This window comes from Pseudomonas profundi (assembly GCF_008638305.1).
Classification (GTDB): domain Bacteria; phylum Pseudomonadota; class Gammaproteobacteria; order Pseudomonadales; family Pseudomonadaceae; genus Halopseudomonas; species Halopseudomonas profundi.
In genome coordinates this window covers 1-23,983 of the sequence record NZ_VTPZ01000015.1, presented here as the reverse complement: position 1 = coordinate 23,983, position 23,983 = coordinate 1, and the positions used below count along the sequence as shown (strand labels likewise).

At 57.7% G+C, this 23,983-nt stretch carries 17 protein-coding genes and 1 pseudogene; 7 read left to right on the top strand and 11 right to left on the bottom strand.

The window, feature by feature from the left end; all coding sequences use genetic code 11:
• Window positions 1-20 precede the first annotated feature (20 nt).
• The 5 genes and pseudogenes from FZE95_RS16835 (at window position 21) to pelG (ending at window position 5,781) form a co-directional block, all read left to right on the top strand.
• Complete coding sequence (locus FZE95_RS16835; protein ID WP_150302045.1) at window positions 21-539, top strand: penicillin-binding protein activator LpoB; 519 nt, start codon at window positions 21-23, stop codon at window positions 537-539.
• Window positions 539-1,903: a PelD GGDEF domain-containing protein gene (locus tag FZE95_RS16830; RefSeq protein WP_150302044.1), complete on the top strand. Its 1,365-nt coding sequence runs from the start codon at window positions 539-541 to the stop codon at window positions 1,901-1,903. Before FZE95_RS16835 ends, FZE95_RS16830 begins: the two co-directional genes overlap by 1 nt.
• The gene (locus tag FZE95_RS16825; protein WP_150302043.1) at window positions 1,881-2,885 is read left to right on the top strand and encodes a HEAT repeat domain-containing protein; all 1,005 of its coding nucleotides are present in this window, start codon (window positions 1,881-1,883) and stop codon (window positions 2,883-2,885) included. The genes FZE95_RS16830 and FZE95_RS16825 overlap by 23 nt, the downstream gene beginning before the upstream one ends.
• A pseudogene (gene pelF, locus FZE95_RS16820) lies at window positions 2,885-4,399 on the top strand (GT4 family glycosyltransferase PelF); the annotation flags it as partial. The gene FZE95_RS16825 and the pseudogene pelF, both read left to right, overlap by 1 nt.
• Before the next feature lie 11 nt (window positions 4,400-4,410).
• Entirely contained in the window at window positions 4,411-5,781 is a 1,371-nt protein-coding gene (gene pelG / locus FZE95_RS16815; protein ID WP_150302042.1) for an exopolysaccharide Pel transporter PelG, read from the top strand.
• A gap of 6 nt (window positions 5,782-5,787) precedes the next feature.
• Here the strand turns inward: pelG and FZE95_RS16810 are convergent, their stop codons facing one another.
• A complete protein-coding gene (locus tag FZE95_RS16810) occupies window positions 5,788-8,118 on the bottom strand; it encodes an ATP-dependent DNA helicase (protein ID WP_150302041.1) in 2,331 nt (776 codons plus the stop codon).
• Complete coding sequence (locus FZE95_RS16805) at window positions 8,115-9,755, bottom strand: VRR-NUC domain-containing protein (RefSeq protein ID WP_150302040.1); 1,641 nt, start codon at window positions 9,753-9,755, stop codon at window positions 8,115-8,117. The genes FZE95_RS16810 and FZE95_RS16805 overlap by 4 nt, the downstream gene beginning before the upstream one ends.
• Before the next feature lie 297 nt (window positions 9,756-10,052).
• Here FZE95_RS16805 and FZE95_RS16800 point away from each other — a divergent pair, with 297 nt between their 5' ends.
• Both FZE95_RS16800 and FZE95_RS16795 read left to right on the top strand, forming a co-directional pair.
• A complete protein-coding gene (locus FZE95_RS16800) occupies window positions 10,053-10,571 on the top strand; it encodes a DUF2141 domain-containing protein (protein WP_150302039.1) in 519 nt (172 codons plus the stop codon).
• Between the two features lie 257 nt (window positions 10,572-10,828).
• On the top strand, window positions 10,829-11,506 hold the full coding sequence (locus FZE95_RS16795) for a type 1 glutamine amidotransferase domain-containing protein (protein ID WP_150302038.1): 678 nt from the start codon (window positions 10,829-10,831) through the stop codon (window positions 11,504-11,506).
• A gap of 134 nt (window positions 11,507-11,640) precedes the next feature.
• Here FZE95_RS16795 and FZE95_RS16790 read toward each other — a convergent pair whose 3' ends face one another.
• The 9 genes from FZE95_RS16790 to FZE95_RS16745 all read right to left on the bottom strand — a co-directional run.
• Complete coding sequence (locus tag FZE95_RS16790) at window positions 11,641-12,576, bottom strand: serine/threonine-protein kinase (RefSeq protein WP_223825113.1); 936 nt, start codon at window positions 12,574-12,576, stop codon at window positions 11,641-11,643.
• A gap of 59 nt (window positions 12,577-12,635) precedes the next feature.
• The gene (locus FZE95_RS16785; protein WP_223825110.1) at window positions 12,636-13,364 is read right to left on the bottom strand and encodes a PP2C family protein-serine/threonine phosphatase; all 729 of its coding nucleotides are present in this window, start codon (window positions 13,362-13,364) and stop codon (window positions 12,636-12,638) included.
• Window positions 13,365-13,366: 2 nt separating this feature from the next.
• On the bottom strand, window positions 13,367-16,858 hold the full coding sequence (tssM, locus tag FZE95_RS16780) for a type VI secretion system membrane subunit TssM (protein ID WP_150302035.1): 3,492 nt from the start codon (window positions 16,856-16,858) through the stop codon (window positions 13,367-13,369).
• 1 nt (window position 16,859) lies between these two features.
• Window positions 16,860-17,741 (bottom strand): type IVB secretion system protein IcmH/DotU, encoded by an 882-nt coding sequence (gene icmH / locus FZE95_RS16775; protein ID WP_150302034.1) that lies wholly within the window; start codon window positions 17,739-17,741, stop codon window positions 16,860-16,862.
• A gap of 1 nt (window position 17,742) precedes the next feature.
• Entirely contained in the window at window positions 17,743-19,077 is a 1,335-nt protein-coding gene (tssK, locus tag FZE95_RS16770; protein WP_150302033.1) for a type VI secretion system baseplate subunit TssK, read from the bottom strand.
• 3 nt (window positions 19,078-19,080) lie between these two features.
• Window positions 19,081-19,542, bottom strand: coding sequence for a type VI secretion system lipoprotein TssJ (gene tssJ / locus FZE95_RS16765; protein ID WP_150302032.1), 462 nt, complete (start codon window positions 19,540-19,542; stop codon window positions 19,081-19,083).
• A 5-nt stretch (window positions 19,543-19,547) separates the two neighbouring features.
• Complete coding sequence (tagH, locus tag FZE95_RS16760; RefSeq protein WP_150302031.1) at window positions 19,548-20,744, bottom strand: type VI secretion system-associated FHA domain protein TagH; 1,197 nt, start codon at window positions 20,742-20,744, stop codon at window positions 19,548-19,550.
• Window positions 20,745-21,309: 565 nt separating this feature from the next.
• Window positions 21,310-21,966, bottom strand: a complete 657-nt coding sequence (locus tag FZE95_RS16750; RefSeq protein WP_150302030.1) for a DUF2931 family protein — start codon at window positions 21,964-21,966, stop codon at window positions 21,310-21,312.
• The coding region (locus tag FZE95_RS16745) for a T6SS phospholipase effector Tle1-like catalytic domain-containing protein (RefSeq protein ID WP_190324595.1) at window positions 21,959-23,983 on the bottom strand (2,025 nt) is incomplete at its 5' end. The genes FZE95_RS16745 and FZE95_RS16750, both read right to left, overlap by 8 nt.

Sequence of the window (23,983 nt, the reverse complement as noted above, 5' to 3'; positions counted from 1 at the left end):
CCCTATCAAGGAGAAAGACCATGCAATCCATACGTTGTCTGACCATGACAATGGCAACTTTGCTTGCTGTTGGCTGCACCAGCATTACCAGCAAGGAAAGCCCTGCGTTGCCGGCTGACGCCCGCTGGGCGCTCATGCCGATCGTCAATTATTCGCAGGCCCCACAAGCGGGTGAACGCAGCGAACAGATCCTGATCAGCATCTTGAGCAAGCAGAATATTCAGCCTCAGGTTTACCCTCATTCCAGCAACCAGGATGCAGTGCTGCTGGATGATCGTGAGCGTTTCGCTGAAGCCATGACCTGGGCACGCCAGCGGGATTTCGACTATCTGGTCAGCGGAAGCGTGGAAGAATGGCAATACAAGAACGGCCTAGACGGCGAGCCCGCCGTGGGTATCAGTCTGCGTGTGCTAGAGCCATCCACCGGCAAGGTACTTTGGAGCAATAGTGCCGCACGTGCTGGCTGGTCCCGGGAAAGCCTGGCGGGCACTGCACAGAAAGTATTGGGCGAACTGGTTGATGACCTGCGGATTGAATGATGGATACCGATCTGTCGCACAGGGAAGACAGCCTTGCTCCTCAGGCTGGCAGCGCGACTGCCTGGACTGAAACGCTTGGATTCACCGCGCTCGCACTGATTCTGGGTTTCTGGCTGACGCCTGACGATCCGCTTCAGGTTTTCGGGTTCCCCTGGCCCATGCTTGCGCCGTTGTTGCTTGGGGTGCGCTACGGCTTCGTAAAGGCCCTGGTGAGCGCCTCGTTGCTGGTTTTTACGCTGTTACTGCTACGTTATTACGGGCCGCTCTATGACGCACTGCCGGGTCCTTACATCATCGGTGTATTGGTCAGCAGTATGCTGGTAGGGGAATTTCGCGACCTTTGGGGCCGTCGCCTGCAGCGTCTGAAGATGGCCAACGATTATCGACAGTATCGACTCGACGAGTTTACTCGGGCACATCAGATGCTGCGTATTTCCCATGATCGCCTGGAACAGCGGGTGGCTGGGAGTGACCAGAGTTTGCGCAGCTCCTTGCTGCTGCTTCGTGAACGTATGCGCGAGGTGAAAACGCCCGGCGAGACTCTGATATGGATGGCGGAGCCGATAATTGGCCTGCTTGGTCAGTATGGCTCGCTGAGGGTGGCTGGCTTGTACGCCGTGAACAAAGAGAGGCAGATGCTGCCCTGGCCCCTTGCGACTATAGGCGAGATGGGAGAGGTAGACGCAGACGATCGCATGATCAGGCTGTGCATCGATCGCGGCGATCTGGTTAGCGTGGGCGCCGATTCTATCGAGCATGGAGAAGAGCAGGGGTTCTCTTCGCTGCAGGCGTGCATCCCTCTGATCGATACCCACGGCACCCTGCTGGCAGTGCTGGCAGTTCGTCAGATGCCGTTTTTTCTGTTCAACGACAAGACGCTGAGCCTGCTGGTTTTATTGGCTGGGCACGCTGCAGATCTGCTACAGAGCGATCCGCGCGCGCTGCAGCTACCGGGTGCTGATATGCAGACTTTTTCGCAGCATCTGCATCGCTCGCTGATGGACACCGAACGCCATCGATTACCCGGTACGCTGTGTCTGCTTGAGCTGTCGGAGGTCGATGAGGACCTGATGCGACTGTTCATCGAGAGCCAACGAGGCCTGGATCTGCATTTGCGCGTACGTAATGGACGCGGTCACGACTGCTTGCTGATCCTTATGCCGCTGACGCCGCAAATGGGCGTTGGTGGGTTTGCAGCACGCCTGGAGCAATTGCTGACGAAGCGATTTGGCCCAGGCTACACGTTGCTGGAACTCGGGGTTATGGTCAGGCAATTCGAGTTGCAACCCACAGGCTCACGCAATGCATTGCGTGACTTCCTGTTCAAGGAGTGCGAGCTGAATGAAAGTCAGATTGCTATCTAGCGGTGCCCTCGTGTTCAGCGCCATTGTGATCGAGTTCGGCGGCTGGACGCATCTTGGGTTGGCTCCACTGCTGGCCGATGGACTCCGGTATTTTTTACTACTGCACACATTAGCATGTGTGTTGTTGGCCACGGGGCTATGGCAATTGTTGCCGGCGCGTTATCAGCGCCCCTGGCCGTGGGTGCCGCTACTGTTGTTCAGTCTGGCTTTCTTCATTCCCGGGCTCGGCGCGCTGGGAATCCTGCTGGCTTTGACGCCGGCGCTGTGGTTTCAGCGTAGGCGAGAAAATCAATCCTGGCGGGCACTCAGCGCACCGCAACTACCGTTTCGTCCGCCAATGCAGCAGCTATCCCCCTTGTTCAATGACGGTAGTCTGCAGGATGTGCTCAGACTTTCCACCGATCCGGAGCAACGCCTTGCCGCCATACTGGCCACCCGACGCATGGCCGGACAGTCCGCTATGCCAATTCTCAAGTTGGCGCTGAGAGACCCGGTCGATGACGTTCGGCTGCTCGCTTATTCCATGCTTGATCAGCAGGAAACCCGCATTAACGAGCGGATCGAGGCGTTGCTGACGCGGCTGACCACCGCTGACGATAGACAAAAGGGCGCGCTGCATGCCGCGCTGGCGCACTGGTACTGGGAGCTGAGCTATCTGGGGCTGGCTCAAGGCAGTGTATTGAAGCACGTACTGATGCAGGCTCGTGAACACCTCGAAACGGCCTTGGAATCATCACCAAATCCCGAACTGGAACTGTTGGGCGCCCGTATTGCGCTGGAGCAAGGGCTGCCGCACGAGGCCAGACTTTTCTTGAGACGGGCGGAGCAGGGCGGCATCGCGACGGAAAAACTCACACCCTTTCGTGCCGAAGCAGCCTTTCTTTGTGCCGATTACGCCGAGGTGCCGGGGCTGCTTGCCAGTTTGTCGAGCGATGTACTCAGACGTCCACCCTTCACCGAATTGGCGAGGTATTGGCTATGATGCGTTCGCTTGCCACTGACGAAGCTCACAAGGCAGATATTTGTCTACTGCTCGAGGGTACCTGGCCCTACGTCCGCGGAGGCGTGTCCAGTTGGGTCAATCAGCTGATTCTGGGGCTTCCGGAGCTGACCTTTTCGGTTGTCTTCATCGGAGGGAAACGCGACGCCTACCCTCAACGGCGGTATGAGGTTCCTGCGAACGTAGTGCATATCGAAGAGCTGTACATTGAAGAATCCTGGCAGCCCCACGGGCGCAAAAGCGGACGTCCGAAACGGAATGCACCGGGCGATCAGTTGCTCAGTCTATACCGCTTTTTGCATGATCCGGACGTGCCTGACGAGTCAACTGGCGAGGCGTTGCTGGCCTCCCTGGCCGCGGGAAAAATCGATCTTGATGATGTGCTGCACAGTCATGAGAACTGGGACATCGTCACCGAGGGATACCGTAGCCACTGCAGCGATCCGTCATTTGTTGATTTTTTCTGGACGCTACGGTCCATACAGGCACCTCTGGTAATGCTTGCCCAGGCGGCTCGCCAGTTCCCGAAAGCGCGAGTGCTGCACTCCATTTCGACCGGTTACGCGGGCCTGCTTGGCTGCATCCTCAAGCAACTGTGGGGCTGTGAGTATGTGCTCAGTGAGCACGGCATTTATACCAAGGAACGCAAGATCGATCTGGCGCAGGCCAGCTGGATTGGCGAGGACCCGATGGAAGCTCTGAGTGGAGGGATCGACTCGGGTACCGGCTACATCCGATCGTTGTGGATTCGTTATTTCGAGCGCATCGGCCTGTTTACTTACCGTTCGGCCAGTCCGATCATCTCTCTCTACGCGGGTAACCGGCAACGGCAGATCAACGACGGTGCCGACCCGACGCGGACCCGCATCATCCCTAATGGCATTGATCTGCAACGCTGGAGCGATGCGGTGGCGAAGCGCGATAAAGGCATTGCGCCGGTGGTCGGTTTCATAGGGCGTGTCGTACCCATCAAGGACCTGAAAACATTCATCCGGGCGATTCGCGGGGTAGTCAGCGCGATGCCCGAGGCCGAGGCCTGGATTGTAGGCCCCGAGGATGAAGATCCGGCGTATGCCGCTGAATGTCACAGTCTGGTCGCCAGTCTCGGACTGGAAGGCAAGGTGCGTTTTCTGGGGTTCCAGAATATTCAGGAAATCCTTCCGCAACTGGGCGTCATGGTGCTCACGTCAATCAGTGAGGCCCAGCCGCTGGTGATTCTCGAGGCCTGGTGTGCCGGCACGCCGGTGGTCAGCACGGACGTGGGTTCCTGTCGGGAGTTGATAGAGGGAGGCACGCGGGAGGACCAGGCGCTCGGATCAGCAGGGGAGGCAGTGGCGATTGCCGATCCGCAGGCTACTGCACGGGCAATCCTCGACCTGTTACTGGACCCGACACGCTGGCAGGCGGCTCAGGCCAGCGGGCTCGCTCGGGTAAATCGATACTACGGTGAAGCAATGATGCTCGCCTGCTATCGCGATATTTATTACGCTGCCATGGAGAATACCGAATGGCTGGTATCGGCTTCGAATTACGAAAGATCCTTTCCAGAGACTCCTACACCGCAACGCTTAGAGCCTATGTCTATGCGGGGTTGATCAGTTCAGGGCCGTGGGTTCTCTCGATCATCAGTGTAATGCTGATCGGTTTGCTGAGCGTCGGGGTGGTCGGATCGCAATCCCTGGTGCGCCAGTTTCTGGTCACGGTGACTTATCTCATGGCCAGCTCGTTGATCGTTACGGGTGGGTTGCAACTGTTCTTTACGCGTTTCGTTTCTGACCAGCTGTTTCAAAAGCGAACCGAGCTCATCCTGCCGAATTTGCTGGGCATCCTGTTGCTGGTGACATTGGGGGCGGGTGTATTGGCCTGTGCAGTGCTGATCACCTTGTTTGACGAGCCTTTCGTGTACCGGTTGCTGGTGCTGGCCAATTTCGTCGTGCTCTGCAATCTGTGGCTGGTGATTATTTTCCTGTCAGGCATGAAAGCCTACAACCGCATCCTGCTGATAATGGCCGGCGGCTACTCGATCATGGTTGCCAGCGCCTTCCTGCTCAGGCATTGGGCGGTCGACGGTTTATTGTTGGCGCTACTGATCGGGCACGGCTGTCTTTTGTTCATCTTCCTTTTCGACATTGTCCGCGACTACGATTCGGACCGCTTGATTGCCTTCGACTTTCTAGACCGCAACAAGGTTTTCCTCAGCCTTCTGTTGACCGGTTTTTGCTACAACCTTGGGATCTGGATAGACAAGCTGATCTTCTGGTTCAACCCGGCGACCTCCAACCAGATCGTTGGACCGCTGCGTGCCTCGATGCTGTACGACTTGCCAATTTTCCTCGCTTATCTGGCGATTATCCCCGGCATGGCGGTATTTCTGGTGCGCATCGAAACCGATTTTGCCGAGTGGTACGAACGGTTGTTTCGCGCGATCCGCGATGGCGAGACGTTGCAGCATATCGGCCAGCTGAAAAACGAAATGACGCTGTCGATCCGTCAGGGTTTGCAGGAGATCTGTAAAGTTCAGGGGCTCACGGTGGTCCTGCTCCTGCTGTTCGCACCGAACTTGCTGGATTGGCTTGGTATGTCGCGGTATTACCTGCCGCTGTTCTACGTTGATCTGGTCGGCGTCAGCGTGCAGGTGGTCTTCATGGCGTTGTTGAATGTCTTCTTCTACCTCGACAAACGAACGGTGGTGTTGCAGCTATGCGCGCTTTTCGTAGTGCTCAATGCACTGTTGACGCTGCTGAGCCAGTATCTCGGCCCGAGTTTTTTCGGTTACGGCTTCACGGTATCCCTGGTGTGCTGTGTGTTCGTCGCGCTGGTGCGCTTGAACCGCGCACTGGATGATCTCAAGTACGACACCTTCATGCTTAACCGCTGACACACCTCAGGGAAACAGCTGACCGATACCCACTTCGGGTTCATGGCGGTTGGAGGCGCGTGGACTGGTGTCAATCAGCTGGCGGACTGGCCGCCACCAGTCGGGGAAGAGATGACGGATGCTTGCCTGGCCGAAACGGTCATCCAGCAGATACACCACGCCACGATCATCGGTGGAGCGGATAACCCGTCCCGCAGCCTGAACCACTTTCTGCATTCCCGGATACAGATAGGCATATTCGTAGCCGTTGCCGAACATCGATTGCATGCGCGTTTTGACTTCCTCATTGATCGGGTTGATTTGCGGCAGGCCCAGTGTGGCGATAAAGGCACCGATCAAGCGGTTGCCGGGTAGGTCGATCCCCTCGCCAAAGGCGCCGCCCAGTACTGCGAAGCCGATCCCCTCCGAGTGAGCGCTGAAGCGCTCGAGAAAGGCATGTCGATCAATTTCGTTCATGCTGCGCGACTGGGCCCATACCGGAACGTTCGGGTAATCCCGTTTAAAACGATCCAGCACCTGTTCCAGATAGGCATAACTGCTGAAGAAGGTCAGATAATTGCCCTGCTGGGCATGAAACTGATCCGCCATCAGCCTGCCAATGGGCGCAAGGCTCGTCTCGCGATCCCGGTAGCGGGTCGACAGATTGCCGATGATGCGCACATCGAGCTGTTCTGCTGCAAAGGGCGATTGCACGTTCAGCCACTGCGTCTGTTCGGGCAAGCCGAGCAGGTCGCTGTAGTAGTCCTGCGGGCTGAGCGTGGCTGAAAACAATGTGCTGCTGTGGGCGGCAGCAAAGCGCGGCGCCAGAAAGGGTGCCGGCACGATATTGCGCAGACAGAGCGTCGACAACGTGCGTTTGTGGTTGCCGGGATGACGGGAAATATCAAACAACGAGTGCGGACCGTAGGCATCAGCCAGACGGCAGAACAACATGGCGTCAAGGTAAAAACGTAACAGTGACCCGTCGTTGCCGGTGGGTTGGTCGGTCAGGTGTTCGGTAATGGCGCTAACGGCTTTTTGCAGTGCGGCAATAAACAGATCGGCGATAGCTGGGTAGATCTGATAATCAGATTCCTGATCCCGGTGCAGCTGATTCCAGTGCCGCCCTACACGGTCAAGAGCAGTCTTCAATCCGACCGGGGCCAGCTTGCGCAGGTCATTGAACCGGGCCTGATTCAGTTCGGCGGTATACATGCCGCGCCCACGGTCAATTAGGTTGTGGGCTTCGTCGACCAACAGCGTGACGCGCCAATCATTAAGCACCGTCAGCCCGTAGAGCAGGGCAGCCATATCGAAGTAATAGTTGTAGTCGCACACCACCACATCGGCCCAGCGGCACAGCTCCTGGCTGAGATAGTAAGGGCATACCTTATGCTGCAGCGCGACCTCGCGTACTACCTGCTGGGTTAACACGCGCCGTGCCAGCGCAGCAGACCGGGCAGCAGGGAGACGATCATAAAATCCCTGGGCCAGCGGGCAGGATTCGCCATGACAGGCGCGGTCGGGATATTCGCACGCCTTGTCGCGGGCGACGTGTTCCAGCACGCGCAGCGGCATCTCCGGGTCCTGTTCGCGCAGAGTTGCCAGTGCATCCAATGCAAGCCTGCGACCGGGCGTTTTGGCGGTCAGAAAGAACAGCCGATCAAGCTGCTGATCCGGAAAGGCTTTGAGTTGCGGAAACAGAGTGCCCACTGTCTTGCCAATGCCGGTGGTGGCCTGAGCCATCAGCGTTTGGCCGTCTCGCGCTGCCCGATACACGGATTCGGCCAGCTGGCGCTGCCCTTTGCGAAAGCTTGCGTGCGGAAATTGCAGCGATGCCAGGCTCAGGTCACGGGCTGCCCGGTGCGCCGTCTCCTGCTCGGCCCAGGCGAGAAATCGTTGGCACTGTAGCTCGAAAAAATCACGCAGACTGTCGGCGCCGAAGCGCTCGCGAAATACCGTTTCCTTCTGGCTGATGACATTGAAATATACGATTGCCAGATCGATTTCTTCCAGCTCCTCCGTCTCGCACAGCAGCCAGCCGTAGACCTTGGCTTGAGCCCAGTGCAACAAGCGGTGGTTCTGTGGAATGCGCGATACATCACCGCGGTGGGTTTTGATCTCTTCCAGCAGATTCAGCAGTGGGTCGTAACCATCGGCCCTGCCAGTGACCAGCAATCCCGAATAGCTGCCCGCCAACGCGACCTCGCGCAGATAATGATCGCCCCGTCGGGAGGTGACCATCCTGTGTCCGGCAATGCCTTCCTGTGCGGTGGGGGCGGGGGTGAAACGAAGGTCCAGGTCACCTTCCTTGGCAGTGAATTCGCACAGTGCACGTACAGCGATCCTGTAATTCACGCGTTGGCCCACTGTACGTAACAGACATCGACCGGCATATCGTGTTGGGCACACAATGCGAGCCAGCGTCGTTGGTTATCCTGTAGCCGGTCGCCGGGACCCTTGACCTCGATCATGCGGTAGCGTTGCTCAGCGGGCCAGAACTGGATGAGGTCTGGCATTCCGGCACGGTTGGCCCGTACATCGCACAACAGACGTTCGAACCAGATGCGCAGATGCGCCGGCGGTAGGCAGGCGAGCGCCTGTTCAAGCAGCTCCGGCGACAGTGCGCCCCAGAATACGAAGGGCGACTGGATGCCATGCTTGGCTTGCCAGTTTCGCAATATGGTCTCCTTGTAGATGCCCATATCGAGCTGGTCCAGGCATGCCTCGAACAGCTCGGCGCGGCGCTGCCGAAAATCCGGGCTGTGCAGGTCCATCGGCGCATTGTGGAACGGATGAAAAAACGCTCCGGGCAGCGGCGCAAAAATCGCCTCCCAGCAGAGCAAACCAAACAGGCTGCTGATCAGCGCGTTCTCAACGTAGTGCACCGGTGCGTCAGGGCTGGCGAGATGCTCTCGTACCAGCAACTCGACCGTGACAGGTGCCGGGCCCGGCAGGCTCAGGTCAATGCGGCGCTCGGTTTGAAGGGTGCTTCGCGCCGAGGCTGCGAGCCCGAGCCGGCGGGATATTCTGGCCAACGCGCGCTCAACCAATTGCTGTTCGGTATCACTCTCCGGTGCAGCAAGCGCCTGCTGCGCAAGCGCATGGGCTTCTGTGTTGTGCCCGCGCTTCTCCAGAATGCGCACACGGCGCTGGCGCGCGCCGCTGTACTGGCTGCGCTGATAAATCTCAAGTGCCAACTCACAATCATCTGTCCGCTCAAGCTGGCGCGCTATCAGAAATAACAGCTTGGCGTAGCGGGTGTGAACATAGGGATTAGCGCAGTCAGGGTTGCCGAGGCGCTCGAGCACCTGTGCCACCGGCACGCCACCGTCAAAATCCTCGCGGCAGTGATGAATATGCAGGTATTGCTCGATATCGGTACGGCAACTGAACCCGCGCGAATGCTGCGAGATCGGCACCTGCTCATAGCGGAAGATACCCAGGTCCGCCAGAACAAACTCGGACCACGACTGGCGCAGATTGCCGAAAAAGATTAGCCGCAGCCGGTCACAGAGCTCGCCGATGACGAGCGTGTACAGCGCATCAGTCAGGGTCGGACACCATTCAGCGAATGCACGACGGTCAGGGCAGATATCCGCGAGCAGCTGATGCATTGCATTTTTTGGCGCCGAGCGTAACGGAGCAAGCTCTCCAAAACAGCTGACCGCTTCATCCCGGCGCAGCAACCTCAGTGTTTCCTCAATGGTCAGCGCGGTGTCCTGTTTAACCCAGCCGAGCTCAAGCAGGGGTTCGGCAGCGACGTTGATGTCACCGATCTCGGCATAATCCAGCTTGCTACGACGAAAGTGCGGACCTTTACGCATGACCAAACGCACCAGCAGTGCTTGGGCGGGTAACGCCAGTGCGCGGAAATCCGCGATGAACTGGCGTTCCTGCTCATCAAGCAAGTCGTCATAGCGTGACGAGACCCAGTCAATCGCGGTGTGGAAATTGGCCAGATAGTAAAATGCGGGGCCGGAGGGAGTCTGCATAGAGCCACTTGCTAGTTATATATACAGTATTCTGCCCGCCGACTGTACGGGGTTCAAGCCGCGGGAAGGATTTTGGACCGGTGGTTTCGGTGGCGGGACGAACCCGGCGCTCCGAGCGGTCGAAGGCGATGACTGCTACGCCAACCATCTTGGCAGACTCTGTCTCGGTGAATCTATACTGAAAATGACCTACAGGCTGAACCAGCCGGTAAGCGTCATGAACAGGGGCGCGACGAGTTTTTAGCTGTTCCTGGTTCTAGTTGCGGAATTCGTCCTCGGAACCAAAGGAGAAAGATCATGAGTGAGCCAGTTAACTGGCTGTCGGCGTTACTCCGCACTGTCCGGCAGCTGCTGGCGCTGCTCTTCAAGGGGCGTTACGGCGTAGCGTTCTGGTTAATGCTGGCGTTAGCCAGCTTTCCCGCCGTTGTACTGGCCCAGCCACCATGTCCCGGAATTCACGGGAGGATTTCGGATATCAGAAACAGCACCGGGACGGTAGCTTGCGCGCTTTTCGAATCGTCAAAAGGTTTCCCTACCGAGTTTTTGCGATCCGCAACGCATATCACGATGATGGAAGTCCGAGATACGCAGGCACGTTGCAGCTTTCTGGATATTTCTCCTGGTACCTACGCTTTGGCCGTTATTCATGATGAAGATAGAGATGGAAAGCTTGCCAGAAACTGGCTCGGGATTCCCAGGGAAGGCTTGGGTTTTTCAAGCGGTGCCAGGGCCTCAATGAGTGCGCCGTCATTCGAGGAGGCGAGCTTTTCCTACGATGGTCAGAATCTGAACATGGCTATCAAGCTACATTACTGAGCGACGCTGCATTTTTCTGCCTCCCCAGCGGGGCGCGGCCATTAGGTGCCTGAAATCGAGGCGTGGTCACGGAGGTGAACCCCCAATCAATAAGCTAGTCGCATATTTCCTGGGGGCAGCAGTTTCTGTCTCTTGAATGAGCAAGGCTGAGCTCTCGCCGGGTGGCTAGTTTAGCCTGAACCCAGGACGCTCATCGTTTTTCCCCGGGGTGTCGAAACGAGTGAGTCCGACAACAACTGGCAAACCTAAGGTGCTCTATGAAAATCTTGATGGTTCTGACGTCACACGATCAACTCGGTAACACTGGCAACAAAACCGGATTCTGGCTCGAGGAATTTGCCGCTCCCTACTACACATTCAAGGATGCCGGAGTCGACGTGACGCTGGTATCGCCTGCCGGCGGCCAACCGCCGCTCGACCCTAAAAGTGATGAGCCGGATGCTCAGACTGCCGACACGGAGCGCTTCCGCAATGACGCTGAGGCGCAACAGGCGCTGGCAAATACCGGACGCTTGGCCGACGTGACCGCTGAGGCGTTCGATGCGGTGTTTTACCCCGGCGGCCACGGTCCGCTCTGGGATCTGACCGAGGACAAACATTCAATCGCGCTGATTGAAGCCTTCGCTCGCAGTAACAAACCGCATGGTTTTGTCTGCCATGGTCCCGGGGCTCTACGTCACGCTAAGGGCGCCGATGGCAAGCCGTTGATTCAGGGGCGCGAAGTAACCGGTTTCACCAACGGCGAAGAAGCCGCAGTGGGTCTGACGGACGTGGTGCCGTTTTTGATTGAAGACGAGTTCCAGCGTCTGGGTGCACGCTACTCCAAGGCTGGCGATTGGCAGGTGCACGTGATGGCTGATGGACAATTGGTCACTGGTCAGAATCCCGCCAGTTCCGCCGCTGTGGCTGAAAAGCTGTTGAAACTGCTGGGCTGACGGTCTCCGCCTGCGGATAGAAGGTCATGTCGATGGCGATCAATAAACGGCCGCTGGGCTTGATCGTTATGTCTCTCTCGGCGCCGGCTCTTGTCCAAGATGGACAGGCTTCGCGGCTCCGACCCAGCGGGTCGTTATCCCCGCTTACGGCCAAACATGCGCCCAAACAGGCTCGGTTCAGGAGCGCGGTATGCATCCAGCAATCCGCTAGCGTCAATATCACGCTGCTCCGGATCGAAGGCGAGGGCGCGTTGTAATGCTGGCCAGCAATGCGGTGGCAGGTTAGCTGGGCATCGCAAGCTTTTGTCCTGCTCCATGGCCTTGGCTTGCCTGGCGGTCAGGCGGCTGAACGGGTGATGGCCGCTGCTCAGTTCGTACAACACACAGGCCACCGCATAGATATCTGCCGGGGCAGCCAGGGCTTCGCCATTCAATAGTTCCAATGCTGCATAACGTGGCGTCCAGGCGGCGATGCGCGAGCGGCTGAGGCGGGGCAGGCTGGTCAACAGGCCTTTGGTGGGCTGGCCAAGACCATAGTCGAACAGCCGCAAGCCATTGGCGGCGAGCATGACATTGCTGGGTTTGAGGTCGCCATGCAGCACGCCCAGGTTGTGCGAACATTCCAGCGCTTCAAGCAGGGGTATCGCAATGGATTGGCATTCGACCCAGGGGAGGCCGTCCGGGCGCTCGGCCAACAGTTGATCCAGCGTCGGGCCCTTGAGCAGTTCCATGGTCATGAACGCGCGCTGGCTCGGCGGATCTATGTCGAAGGCGTACAGCCGGATTACGTTTGAATTTCGCAGCCGGCTGGTCAGAGCGAACTCGCTGTAGAGCAGGGCGCTGGCATCGGGATACTGGGCGAACTCTTCATTCAGCGCTTTCAGTGCGACATAGGGTTCGGGATCGCCGTATTGCTCGCGCAACAGATCACGTGCACGGTACACCGCGCCCATTCCGCCAACACCCAGCAGCCGTTCGACTTTGTAGCGCTTGCATAACACTTCCGGTAAGGCCGCAACGGGCGACACCGATTGATTATCTGCCAGCGCAGACGGGGCGCCGCCGACCATATGAGTGAGGTCAGCGTCCTCGTCCATGAGGGGGGTATCCATACAGAACTCCATCTCGTTTATTGACGTATCACTACAGCGCTCAGGTTGTCGCGTGCAGGGCCATTCAAGGCCAACTCAAATAATTGCTGTAATGCCAGGCGGACTGAGGGCTGACTCAGCCCCCGCCCGATGGTGTCAGTGCTCATCTCCTGGTAGAGCCCGTCACTGCATAACAGCAGCGTGTCGCCGGGATAAACGGTGAACTCCACCAGATCCAGCGTCAGGGTCTCGTTGGCACCCACTGCGCGGGTCAGCGCACGTGCTGAAGGATGCTGAGCCGCCTGAGCAGGAGCGATTCGGCCTTCCTGTATCAGTTCTTCATAGAACGAATGGTCTCTGGATAGCTGAAACAGCGTGCCCCCGCGCCAGAGATAGCACCGGCTGTCTCCCGCCCAGAGACACACAGCGTGGTCCCCTTCAATCAACAGCACGACAACGGTACTGCCGATAACCGGGTCTGGCTGCTCAGCTGTAACCGTGAGTTCCTGAGTGAGCCTGCGATTGAGCAGGTGAAGGCAACGCCGTACATCCTTGACGCGCTGGTCCACGTCGTCCCGATGCGGCAGCTCTGCGAGGTGCTCAACAATCAGTCTGCTGGCGAGCGCGCCGTTCTGATGTCCGCCCATGCCATCCGCCACGGCCCAGAATCGCTTCTCGGGTTGCGCCAGAAAGGCATCCTCATTGCGCGCGCGGACCTTTCCGGTATCGGTACGGCCTGCGCTGCGCCAGGAACGGCCAGGCGCCACTCTCAGAGCCTCGCGGGCAGGTTGAACGAGCGTAACGAGCCTGTCTCGAAAGGGTTGGGCGAGCGCTGGCTATGCAACAGATAGTTCGCCCGCAGACCGCTCAGGTCTGCCTTGAGCATCAGCACATCTCGCTCTGAGTGCTTGCCGACTTCCACCTGGTCCAGCATGCGGAACAGCGACCAGGTCCCGCTTTCTTCGTCGAGGCTCACACGCCGTCCACCAAGATCTTCCAACTGCAGGGTCACACGACCGTCTTCTGTCTGCGCCGGCCATTGAAAGGCGGTCTGCATGATCGGACCGTGACGGTATTCCATTTGCTGGGAGCCAAAGCGGAAACTGGCGCGGCCCAGGCTGGAATCCAGCGAGTAGGGTTCGAGCTTGAACAGAATCTGCGGCTCGTTCGGGTTCTCGGCGAAAAAGCTTTTGCGGATAGTGAGAATGTTGCCCATCTGTGCGAGGAACTGCCGTGACATGGGCATACCTCTGCCGTCGATCTGTCGTACGCGGTAGCTTCCGTTGGCATCGCTCAAAAACGATTTCAGGTAACGCTCATAGAAACTGTCCGCAATCCCTTGAGCTCTGAAAAACTCGCGGAAGTCCGTCAGCGCCACATCGCTTTCGCTCTGCACGTTGAATGGATAGCGCTGATGCAGTGAATCGTTGTACGCGGCATAGAGCTCACTGCGGTAGCGCTGATTGAGGAAGCTGTGCGCATCCGTCAGTACCATCATCCAGCTGTCTGCCGCCAGAGCCTCGAACCATTTGCCCACCGGCTGGGGCAGCGGGGCGGCGCTGGCGCGTACCTGGTTGATAGCGTCGCGCTGGCCGTCCATACGTGCTCGGGCCATGTCGAAGGCAGCCTGCTGCGGCACGCTCGCCTGAGCCAGACTGGTGAGTTGAAGCTGCAAGGCATCAAGAGCCTGCAGACTGCTCGCCAGTTCCGGTGCGGGGCCGCCATTCATGTCGAGTAACCGATGCAGGGGTTCGAAGCGCCGTTCCAATGTCTTGCGAGCGTTTTCAGCTTGCAACAGATTGACCTTGGCTTGCAGCGAATCGACCGGTTCCGGTGCTTCGCTGAAGGATGTGTTTTTCTTCACTTGTGACAGCAGCTCGAGGATGGGCGAGTTGGAGGCGGTCAGCCTGGCCAGTTGCAGGGAACCCTGCGCGGTGTCGCCGAGCGGTTCCAGGTGCAGCCTCGCCAGTGCGTCCGTCCAGTAACCCGCATAGTCCTGGAAATACAGCTCTTCCATTTCGACCATCAGACGGTTGAGATCATTGCGGCTTAGCGTATCGCTGCCACCCAGCACCCAGTTGTCGCGCAGAATATTCTTGACCAGATCCCCACCCTGGGCGACGAACATGCTTTCGTATCCGCGTTTGGTATAAAAACCGGGGATGATGTTATTACTGCTGGTCAGTAGCGCGGCCTGCGGCCCCAGGTGTTGTTCGAGCCGGTAGTCAGGCAGATTGCGTGCCTGTTCACGCAGCATGCGATAGACCACGGTGGCGAGTGATTCGCTACGCAGCTGCTGGCGGGCATCGGCGACCAGCCGGTTATTGAGGGTATAGGGCTTGAACGAGCCTTCCAGCAACCGCCTGAAATGCGCGCTGAGACCTTGCTGGGCTTCGCTGTTGCCGGCGTAGCGCAGCGACCAGTCGGCAGCCATCCATTCCTGCAGATACTTGGGGTCACGCCGACCTTCAAGGTTGAGCATCAGGTAGGCGCGCAGGCTGGCCAGCAGGCCTTCACGGTTATCCAGGCTGGCGCGAATCTGCTCCTCAATCTGCTGTGCCACCCGCGGCAGTAACACGGATTCGAGATCATCGCTATAAGTGCCATAGACGATACTGTTCACCGGTTCGCCCTGATAAAGCCCGCCACGCTGAAACCAGCTGACGCCTTCGCTGGGCGGAAATACCTGGGTAGCGGCAAAGCTTGTATCAAGCGTATCGAGGGTGTCCAGCGCATCCTGTCGGTCCCGGGCCTGATGCCGCTGGTCTTTCAGGGCCTGGGCCAGATCGCGCAGCTGTTCCAGGCGGTCGTGGTTACTCGAAAAACTCACGGCCCAGCTCAAGCCGAATACGGCAAGGCATACCACCGCAGCCGCATACAACGAGCGTTGCCCCCAACCGATGCGTTTGACCTCGCGGTCGTCCAGACCGGCAAGCTCGGCTTCGGGGAAAATCACCCTGCTCATCAGATTGTGAATGAAGCGCGCGCGACCGTTGCGGAAGGTGGGCAGGTCATTGCCGGCGGGACCTAAATTGCGCCCGATGCTGGCAGTGAGCGGGTCCAGACCATGCTGCAGCTCTGGTGCGCTGGTCAGGTAAAAACCGCGAAGCTGGCTGGCACGCTGATAGCGATTGCCGGCGAATGCCAGCTCGATGAACAGGCTCAGCGGCTCGCCAATCTGGCTCAGCTGATGCGGGAAATCCATGATGCGGCCGCGGCGCTGATGATCGCGCTCCTGATGCATCCGCATGATGACCTGGCTGTTGATCTGATGTAACAGCTCCTCGAATTCTCGACGAACCACCTGGGTATCGGTGCCGTCCTGTTCCTTGCGGAAACTGGTGCCGAACACCTGGTCACTGTCCTCACGGCTCAACTGATCGAAAAACTCATCGAAGCCGAGAATACGATCGGCCTTGCTGAGCACCAGATACACAGGCACATCTACGCCGAGTCGTTGATTGATATCGTGCAGGCGCTGCCGGGTCTGCCGGGCCAGGACTTCGAGCTCCTGCTCGCTTGCCTGCAGTAGTTGTTCAACCGGGACGTTCACCAGCACGCCGTTAAGTGGGCGAGGGCGGCGGCGACGCAACAGGCCGAGCAGGGTTTGCCAGCCCATGCCATCGATGTCTTCGGCCGGCTGGCTGAGGTAGCGCCCGGCCGTGTCGATGAGTACCGCGTGCTCGGCGAAATACCAGTCAGCATAACGGGTGCCGTTGATGTCACGGGTCAGGCGCTGCTGGCCGGTCTGGTTAAGCGGAAACTCCAGGCCGGAAAAATCCAGCAAGCTGGTCTTGCCGCTGCCTTCCGGGCCAATCAGCAAATACCAGGGCAATTCATTACGCCACCGCTCGCTGCGTCCCTGGTAGAGGTTCGAACGGCGCAGGGTTCGCAGCGCATTCTTGAAGCGACTATGCAGTTCAACCTGCTCTTCGACGATCAACCCTTCACGGCGCAGGCGTTCTTGAGCGTCCTCATTATCCTCGTCGGCTTTTTTCTGCTGGCCTGCTTTCCAGCTGAAGTACACCAACGACAGACCCCAGACCAGAAACAGCACGCTGATGGTCACCAGCCGGCTGCTGGCCGATGCCCAGAATTTATTGTCATTGACCGCCAGCAGGGGGCCGACAAACCACACCATCGCAGCCAGTGCGAGTACAAGACACAGGCTTAGAGCCCAGCCGCGGCGAAATATTTTTGGAAGGCGCGATAGCTGGTTGATTTGCGCGAAGCGGGCAAAGCGAAACAGTTGCGATTTCATGTCAGTTCATCCCTGAAAACGGCGTGACGAGCGGAGCAGCATCCTGCTGTTCGAATGGCTGTAGCACCGCGCTGCGCTGCTCGCTGAGCACCCAGCTGAAGCCGGTGAACAGGGTTGCCAGACACACGGCGGTGAACAGTACGACCAGCCACCAGGGCACGATGCGAATCAGGTTGCGGCGGGCGTCTTTCAGACCTTCCCAATGCGGCGATATATCCCTGGGAATGTCGCCGCGGATCTGATGAATCTGGCGATACAGGCTGTCACGGATGACCTCCAGCTCCATCATGCCGCGTGGCATGACGCGGTACTTGCCTTCAAAGCCGAGGGAAATGCACAGATACATCAATTCGAGCATGGCAAGGTGTTTCACCGGGTTGCGCGACAGGCGTTCCAGAAGCTGAAAGAATTTCTCACCGCCAAAGGTTTCGTTATGGAAGCTGCTGAGCAGGCTCATCTGCGACCATTCGCTTTCGTTACCCCAGGGTGTAGTGACAATTGCTTCATCCAGGGCTGTGCATATCACGTAGCGGGCGGCCATCACTTCGGTGCTTTCGGCACCGCTCTGCAGGGCGCGGTGCTCAAACAGCTTGATCTCGGCGCTGAGCCGTTCCTTGAGCGCATGCAGGTCTTCGCGGTCGTAGCTGTGCTTGAGCCGAACAACCTCCGACAGCAATCCGGAAGCCATCGCAACCAGCGGATTCAGGCTGAAGTTGTAGCTTTCAGCCGGGCGTATCCGCGCGGCATAGATCATGCGCTGCTCAAGTTTCTCGTACTTCGGCGGGGCATCGAAATCAGTCAGCGGCGTTTGCGCTGGGAGGTTGCCATTGCGGTTGAGAATGACGGTCTGGTCGTCCTGGCGGTAGTCCATTTCGTTGTTCATGTTATTGATTCCTTATCGCCCAGAATTTCAACTCGAGTGCGGAGAACTCGCCCGACACGTGGAATGCGAAGCCCCCGGAGCGCTCGAGTTGCGCCAGATCTTCCGAGCCGAGCTCCAGCGCAAAGTAGGTTTTGCCGGCATGGAAGGGAATCTGGCGCGGCGCCACGGGCAGCGGCTTGACCTTGATGCCTGGCAGATGTAGGTTGACCAGTTGCCGAATACGCTCGACCGGACCGATTTTCAGGTGCGCTGGCAGACGCTTGCGCAGCTCTTCCGAATCGCACTGCGCGCTGGCGGCCAGTACAAACGAGGCCGAGGCCAGCAATTTGTGGTCGTGCAGCGGGGATACCTGAATACCGTACTGTCGCTGCTGCAGAGGCAATTCAACCGCGTGCTGCTCCAGCACCATCGACAGCACCTGGCGGATCGCATCGAGCAGCTTGCGGAAGCTTGAGCCCTGGTCGCTATGCTGATAACGGCTGTCCAGCCGTGGACGCTTGGTTTCGCTGGCGAAAGTCGATAACTCGCCCAACAGGCCGAGCAATTCCCGATAGATCTGCTCCGGATGGATCTGCTCGATGCACATGTAATGCCGCAGGATGGGCTCATAGCGGTTGATTAGCTGTAGCATCATAAAGTCGCCAAACTCGGCGCTGCCCACTTTACCCGTGGCGCGGATGCGTTCGCCGAGGATATCGCCGCGGTGGGCGAGCATGCTGATGGTTTCCTTCATGCACGACTGCAGGAAGCTGCTGGCCTGGAAGTGTATGTAGGTCGGGACAAATTCCGGGTCCAGGCTGATTACGCCGTCGGGGGTTGTATCCAGGACATCGCACAACTTGAGTTTTACATAGGCCTGGCCGCTCTGCTGCTCACCGAGCAGCAAGCGAAAATCCGGCGAGCCGCAACTCACCTGACTGCTGCTGGTATCGCCCGCGTTGGAATCGGCTACTTCTGCGTCATACGCGGTAAAGCGGGCCAGTACGTCCTTTTGTTCCGGGCGACGGGTTTCGACGTGGTTACCGGTGACCAGCGGCAAGGCCAGATACACCGGCTTGTCAGAGGTGTTGGCCGGAATATCCAGCGCCAATGGCTCGCGTTCGGCGCCCAGCTCGAACAGGCTACCGTCAGGCAGTACGCCGCTGGCATGACTGACAACCAGCTTACCCATGCTGAGAAACTGGATATCGATCTCCAGACTGAAGAACCCCCAGGGGTAAATGTCCAAGCGCTGGGTGCGCGATTTGATCTGGTTGTCAAAATATCGATCGTTCTGCTGGAAATGCTGCGGGCGTAGCAGCATGCCTTCCTGCCAGACGACTTTCTGTGTGCTCATGGCTCAGTCCCTGCCCGAAGTGTTGCCCGAACCCCGTATTCCGCGTTCGTCCAGATACAGCGAAACCTTGTGTTTTTTCTTGGCGCGAAGCGGAATCACGGTTCGCCATTCACCACCAGACAGGTCTCTATAGGCGGCCAGAACGCCAAGGTAACGACTGTCCTCTGCCACCGAGAATTTCACGTTGCGGCGCTCCCCCGGACGCATTTCCAGCTCCTCCAGGCGAACGAAGTCGGGTGTGAGGGTTTCTCGCGGATGCTGATAAATCGAAAAGAAATCAGCGTTTTCGAAAGCCACCGGGTGCTTGAGTTCGATCAAATGCAGTACCACCGGGGAGGGCCGGCCGTTCAGGTCCGGATTGAGCTTGTTGCTGCTCTCCAGTGAGAGATCGATCTTGGTGAGTCCAGAGCAGCCGCCGAGCAGGGCAAGGGCGGAAATTAAAGCAAGTGTGGCGAGGCGGGGCATGGGATTCATCCTTGAATATCGGTATTTAGGGTGGCAATAAGGCGGACTTGTTCTTCATAGGCCATAGCGAAATCACGGGCAAACAGGCGCTTGCTCCATTCGTCATCGCGCTGCATGGAATGATGCAGGCGACTGTAGTCACGCCAGTTTCCGCCGGCTGTGCGCAGCAGCGATTTGTTTTCGCTTTCGAAACGGAGGGCAAGCTGGTCGGGTGCCAGTTGATCCAGCACAGCCTTCACCACGGCCCGGCTGGCTGCAATAAGTGCAACCTGGTTCGCCTGAATGTCGCGGAAGGCCAGGCTGACTGCTCGGGAGGCGGACATTTGCCCCGGCTTCGGGTTACGCAACATGCCGGTCAGAGCCTCACTGGTTTCACTGGCGTGTTTGAGCGGGTTGGTGTCGGCGCCCTGAACGGCAGTCAACGCCAGCCGCATCTCACTCTTGAGATCGCTTCGGGTTTTCAGGCTCTGCTGCAGTCCACCAATGCTTTGCTTGAGCAATTTCGCGGCGGCCAGCGCAAGCGCTTCTCTCTCATCATCGCCCAAATCGTCCATGTTCACGCCGAGCGCTTCGCTGTATTTCTCCCAGAAGCGCGACGGCATGCGCGGTGGTGGTGTTACGGGCTCGGGCTGCGATGGCGGGGTGGGCGCAGCGACCATCTCGGGCACCAGCAGGCTTTCCATATCGATGCGTGCGTAGTCCTGCTGGATGTCATGGTCGGGAGAGAGGGGATCGAATAAATCCAGATCGCTTTTCTGCGCATAGGCGCTTTCCTGCTGATCCAACGCATTCAGCGGATCCAGATCCAGAAATGCATCGTCCGGAATGATGCTGCCTGACGCCTCGGGGCGGCCGAGGTCTGATTCGTATACCGCAGGATCCTGTATCAGGCGCGCGCGGATCTCGAACTCGCCCAAAGAGTAGACGCTCCCATGTTCGATACGATGGGGCTCGTTTTTCTGCAGGCGGGCCCCCGAATCCCTTACCAGTATCCCATTACTGCTGGTGTCGGTCAGATGGAAGGCACCATTTTCGAAGGTCACCAACGCATGACGGCCCGATACCACACGCTTGCGGTCGGGAATAACCCAGTCGCAGGTCTCGGCCCGGCCGATTATCCCTCCGGCTTTCCTGAAGGTCATGGTGGCGGTAAAACCAGCGGTTAATGGCTGGGCGCTGACCACATCGAATACCAATTCCATGGTTTCTTGCTCCTTACGCTTAACTGCTGCGCTGTACCGTTTGCGACTCTCCGAGAGGGCGGTAGTCGTCATCGTTGAATCGGTGGTTGCTGCAACCTGCAACGGATATTGCCATTGCCAGTAAAAAAGCGGCTCGACGAAGTCGAACCGGAAGGTAAAGACGGGAGTTGGAGACCAGTCGGGATACAGCCGTCTGTAACGTGCCGACAGCGCTTGTGACTGATGGCATTACATCCGTGTTCATAGCCAGATTCATGGCTGTACTTCCCTGTCAGGGGAGGCCAGGTTGACCATCCCAAAGTATCCATCGCACGATCATTCGTGAAGGCCCAATAGTACTTTCTAAGCAACCCACGCCATACCGGGCCAAGGCACCTGCAGCCCAAGCCTGCGACGCAGGTCGCAGATTACAGATTCCGAGTCACTGCAATTGCCAAGGAGTACCGATATGCACGTTTTTCGACTTGGCTACGCTCAGCACTGCAGAATTTGCTGAGCTTGCAGCCAGCAAGAATAGAAGAGCTGCGTCCTTAGCATGTTGCTACTCTTGGCTGTGCCTGGCTTGTTACCAGGAGCCAAAAGGGATACCGAATTCATCCACGTAAGCCTGGGACTCGGGCCTCAGCTTGGCGGCATACACGCCGTTCATTTCGCCCAGATAGGGCCCGCGTGTAACTATTTCTCCTTTGACCCGGGCGACTTCGAAGGGCGCCAGGCAAGGCCCAGCAACCCATGCTTTTGCTATGCCTCCTGGAGCTAGACCTATGGTTAGCATCTTGCGGTAATCAGTTATCCACTTTCCGTCTGCATTGCAGAAAGTTTTAGTGGGCTCCGTCATCAGATCTCTGATCGGCTGCGAAATCTCGATATAAGCATCGTAGGTTTGGGGTTCGGCCAGTGACTGCCAGCGTACATAGACAAGTCTGGGAACCTTGGCTCCAATGACATCCTTGCCTGCGCCCATGCCGGGTCGCTTCGGCCAACCCTTAGAGTCTCCACGGTTTTCGGGTGGAGTCCGTATCGAGGCGAAGCCGCTCATGGCTTGTCGGTATACACGCTCGTCAATATCCACCACATCTGCAGTTTCAATCCAGACCTCCATATAGTTGGGAGCAAAGAAGCCTAGAAACCAAGCATCATAAGGTAATGGTTTGTCCAACCCAGAGACGCAGCCGCTCATGATCAAACCTGTCAGTAGCGCAATGAACCGGATTTTAATCATGTTGATACTCCACGCGCTTACCATTCTGAGCTGGACGGTTGATAAACAAAATATCGAGACTGCTGTTATTCCAGCCATTGGCGGCGTTCCAATTGGCCGAGAGATGTATATAGCGTCTATACAATAACGCCTCCTCTTTGTCAGTTAACCGCAGGGCCGCAGTCTTCCCTCTTGCAAAGTCCAAAATTTTGGCATAGATCGATTCCAATTCTTGAGGCAAAGCAAACTGTGGCGCGGCAGGAATCTCATCCATGGGTACGCCTTCCTGGACGGCTAACTCTCTCATGACGTGGAAGTAAACTAGAGATAGGGCTCCTGACACTTCGCGTTCGCTTTTAATGGCACAAAAGACTCGCTTTTCTCGGTAAAGGTCGTTTCGTCGATTATAGGGGAGGTCGATCGCCCAATTCTCCACGGATATCGCCGTACCATATCGCTGGAGGTGGCTGAGGTGCTTGTTCATGTCCGCGACCGTCAGAACGCATGCGTTAGCTTCTTCGTTGGGCGTAGTGCGTCGTACCCGGCTGCTTCTAGGGCGACTTAACAAAACTTTCTCCTGGGCGAGGGGCATATAGCCTCCGCCTATGTCTGAGTGTACTCCAGGCACTACTAGGTCGGCTGAACCCGCACTGTTCAAGGAGAAATTGTGCCGGAGCTCATCGCGCGCTACGAGTTGAACCACTTTCTTCGCTACGTCTGGTGCAAACTCCAGCTTGAGTCCTGGGTTCCTGCCATTGTGAGGACTGAAATCCAACCCGCCAAGCGATACGATACCAGCGACGGTATCGAAAAGGCCGACAAATCCTATTCGTATGTCAGCGTTGAAACGCCAGTTGAAGGAAGGTATCAATGCGGATGAACCTGGTGGCAAAGCAGCGGCAAACAAACTGTCGCTACCTTTCTTCAGTTCGTTGACAAAGTCACGGGCGGCGGCCGCGCCTCTGCTGAAGCCGAAGACATCAAATTCGATGTTCTCGATTAGCACATTCGGGTTCTCTTCGAAAAGTCTGCGTATGACGCTTAATATTTTGCTTGGGCTTTCTTCAACCCTCGCACGCACCCCAGTGCCGCCTTGTCCTGTTCCTTGACTGAACATAGAGTCCAAACTTCCGCTGCGCGTGCCGATTCCTTCCAGGTACACTTTCACGGATGCTTCTTGTGCGTGAGGTTCGATTTCAGTACCGCTCTCATCCCGATAAAGATCGTACAATCGCGCCACATTGGTCACATCGTTGCCGTAGCTGTTGTCAGGTGAACTACCCTGGCCATCAAAACCGTGGCTAGCACAATGTTGCCGAATATCTTCAGCGATACTTTCCAGGCCAACATCTTCTGCGCGGCATCCAGCGACGCTTTGGCTGTTGTCCTTGTTATTTCCGGTGCCATCGAAGAATACGCCGATTCTCAAGGTAATTAGTTGCGTGAGAGGTAGCTCGGTTTCTTCTTCCTCTTCTTCATCCTCGACCGTTTCGGCTTCGATGACAGGGGTGGCCCGCATATCAAGCTCTGGTTCAGGAAACTTGGCGAAAAAGGCGGGCTTCGCCAGAATGTGGCCTGGCTGATCGACCGCAGCCATGAAAGGCAGCGCTGCTCCCAGAACGCCAACCCCTGCTCCGTTACCGGCGCTGCCCCCGGAGTTGATCTTTATGCTCGCTCCATTCAGTGTCACTCCGCTGGGATCGAGCTTCAGGAAACTCCCGCCACCTTTTGCCGTAAGCTCCATGCCGGCGTCTATGACGACTGTGTTCCCAGCGTGATAGTGGATCTCGTGTCCGGTCTCGATGAATTGGCCGGCTCCGACTTTTACATGCTGGCTGCCTGCGGCCGTCAGGTGATCCTCGGCCTTGATTTCAGTGCGGCGGTCGCTGTGGGTGGTGTGGTGTTCTTCGGCGAGCAGCTCGGTGTAGCTGTTGGCTTCGACGCGGTCGTGGCGTTCGTTGCCGACGCGGATGCTCTGGTTGTGCTGGATGTTCTGATCCCAGTCGCGCTGGGCATGGATGAAGATCTGTTCTTCGTT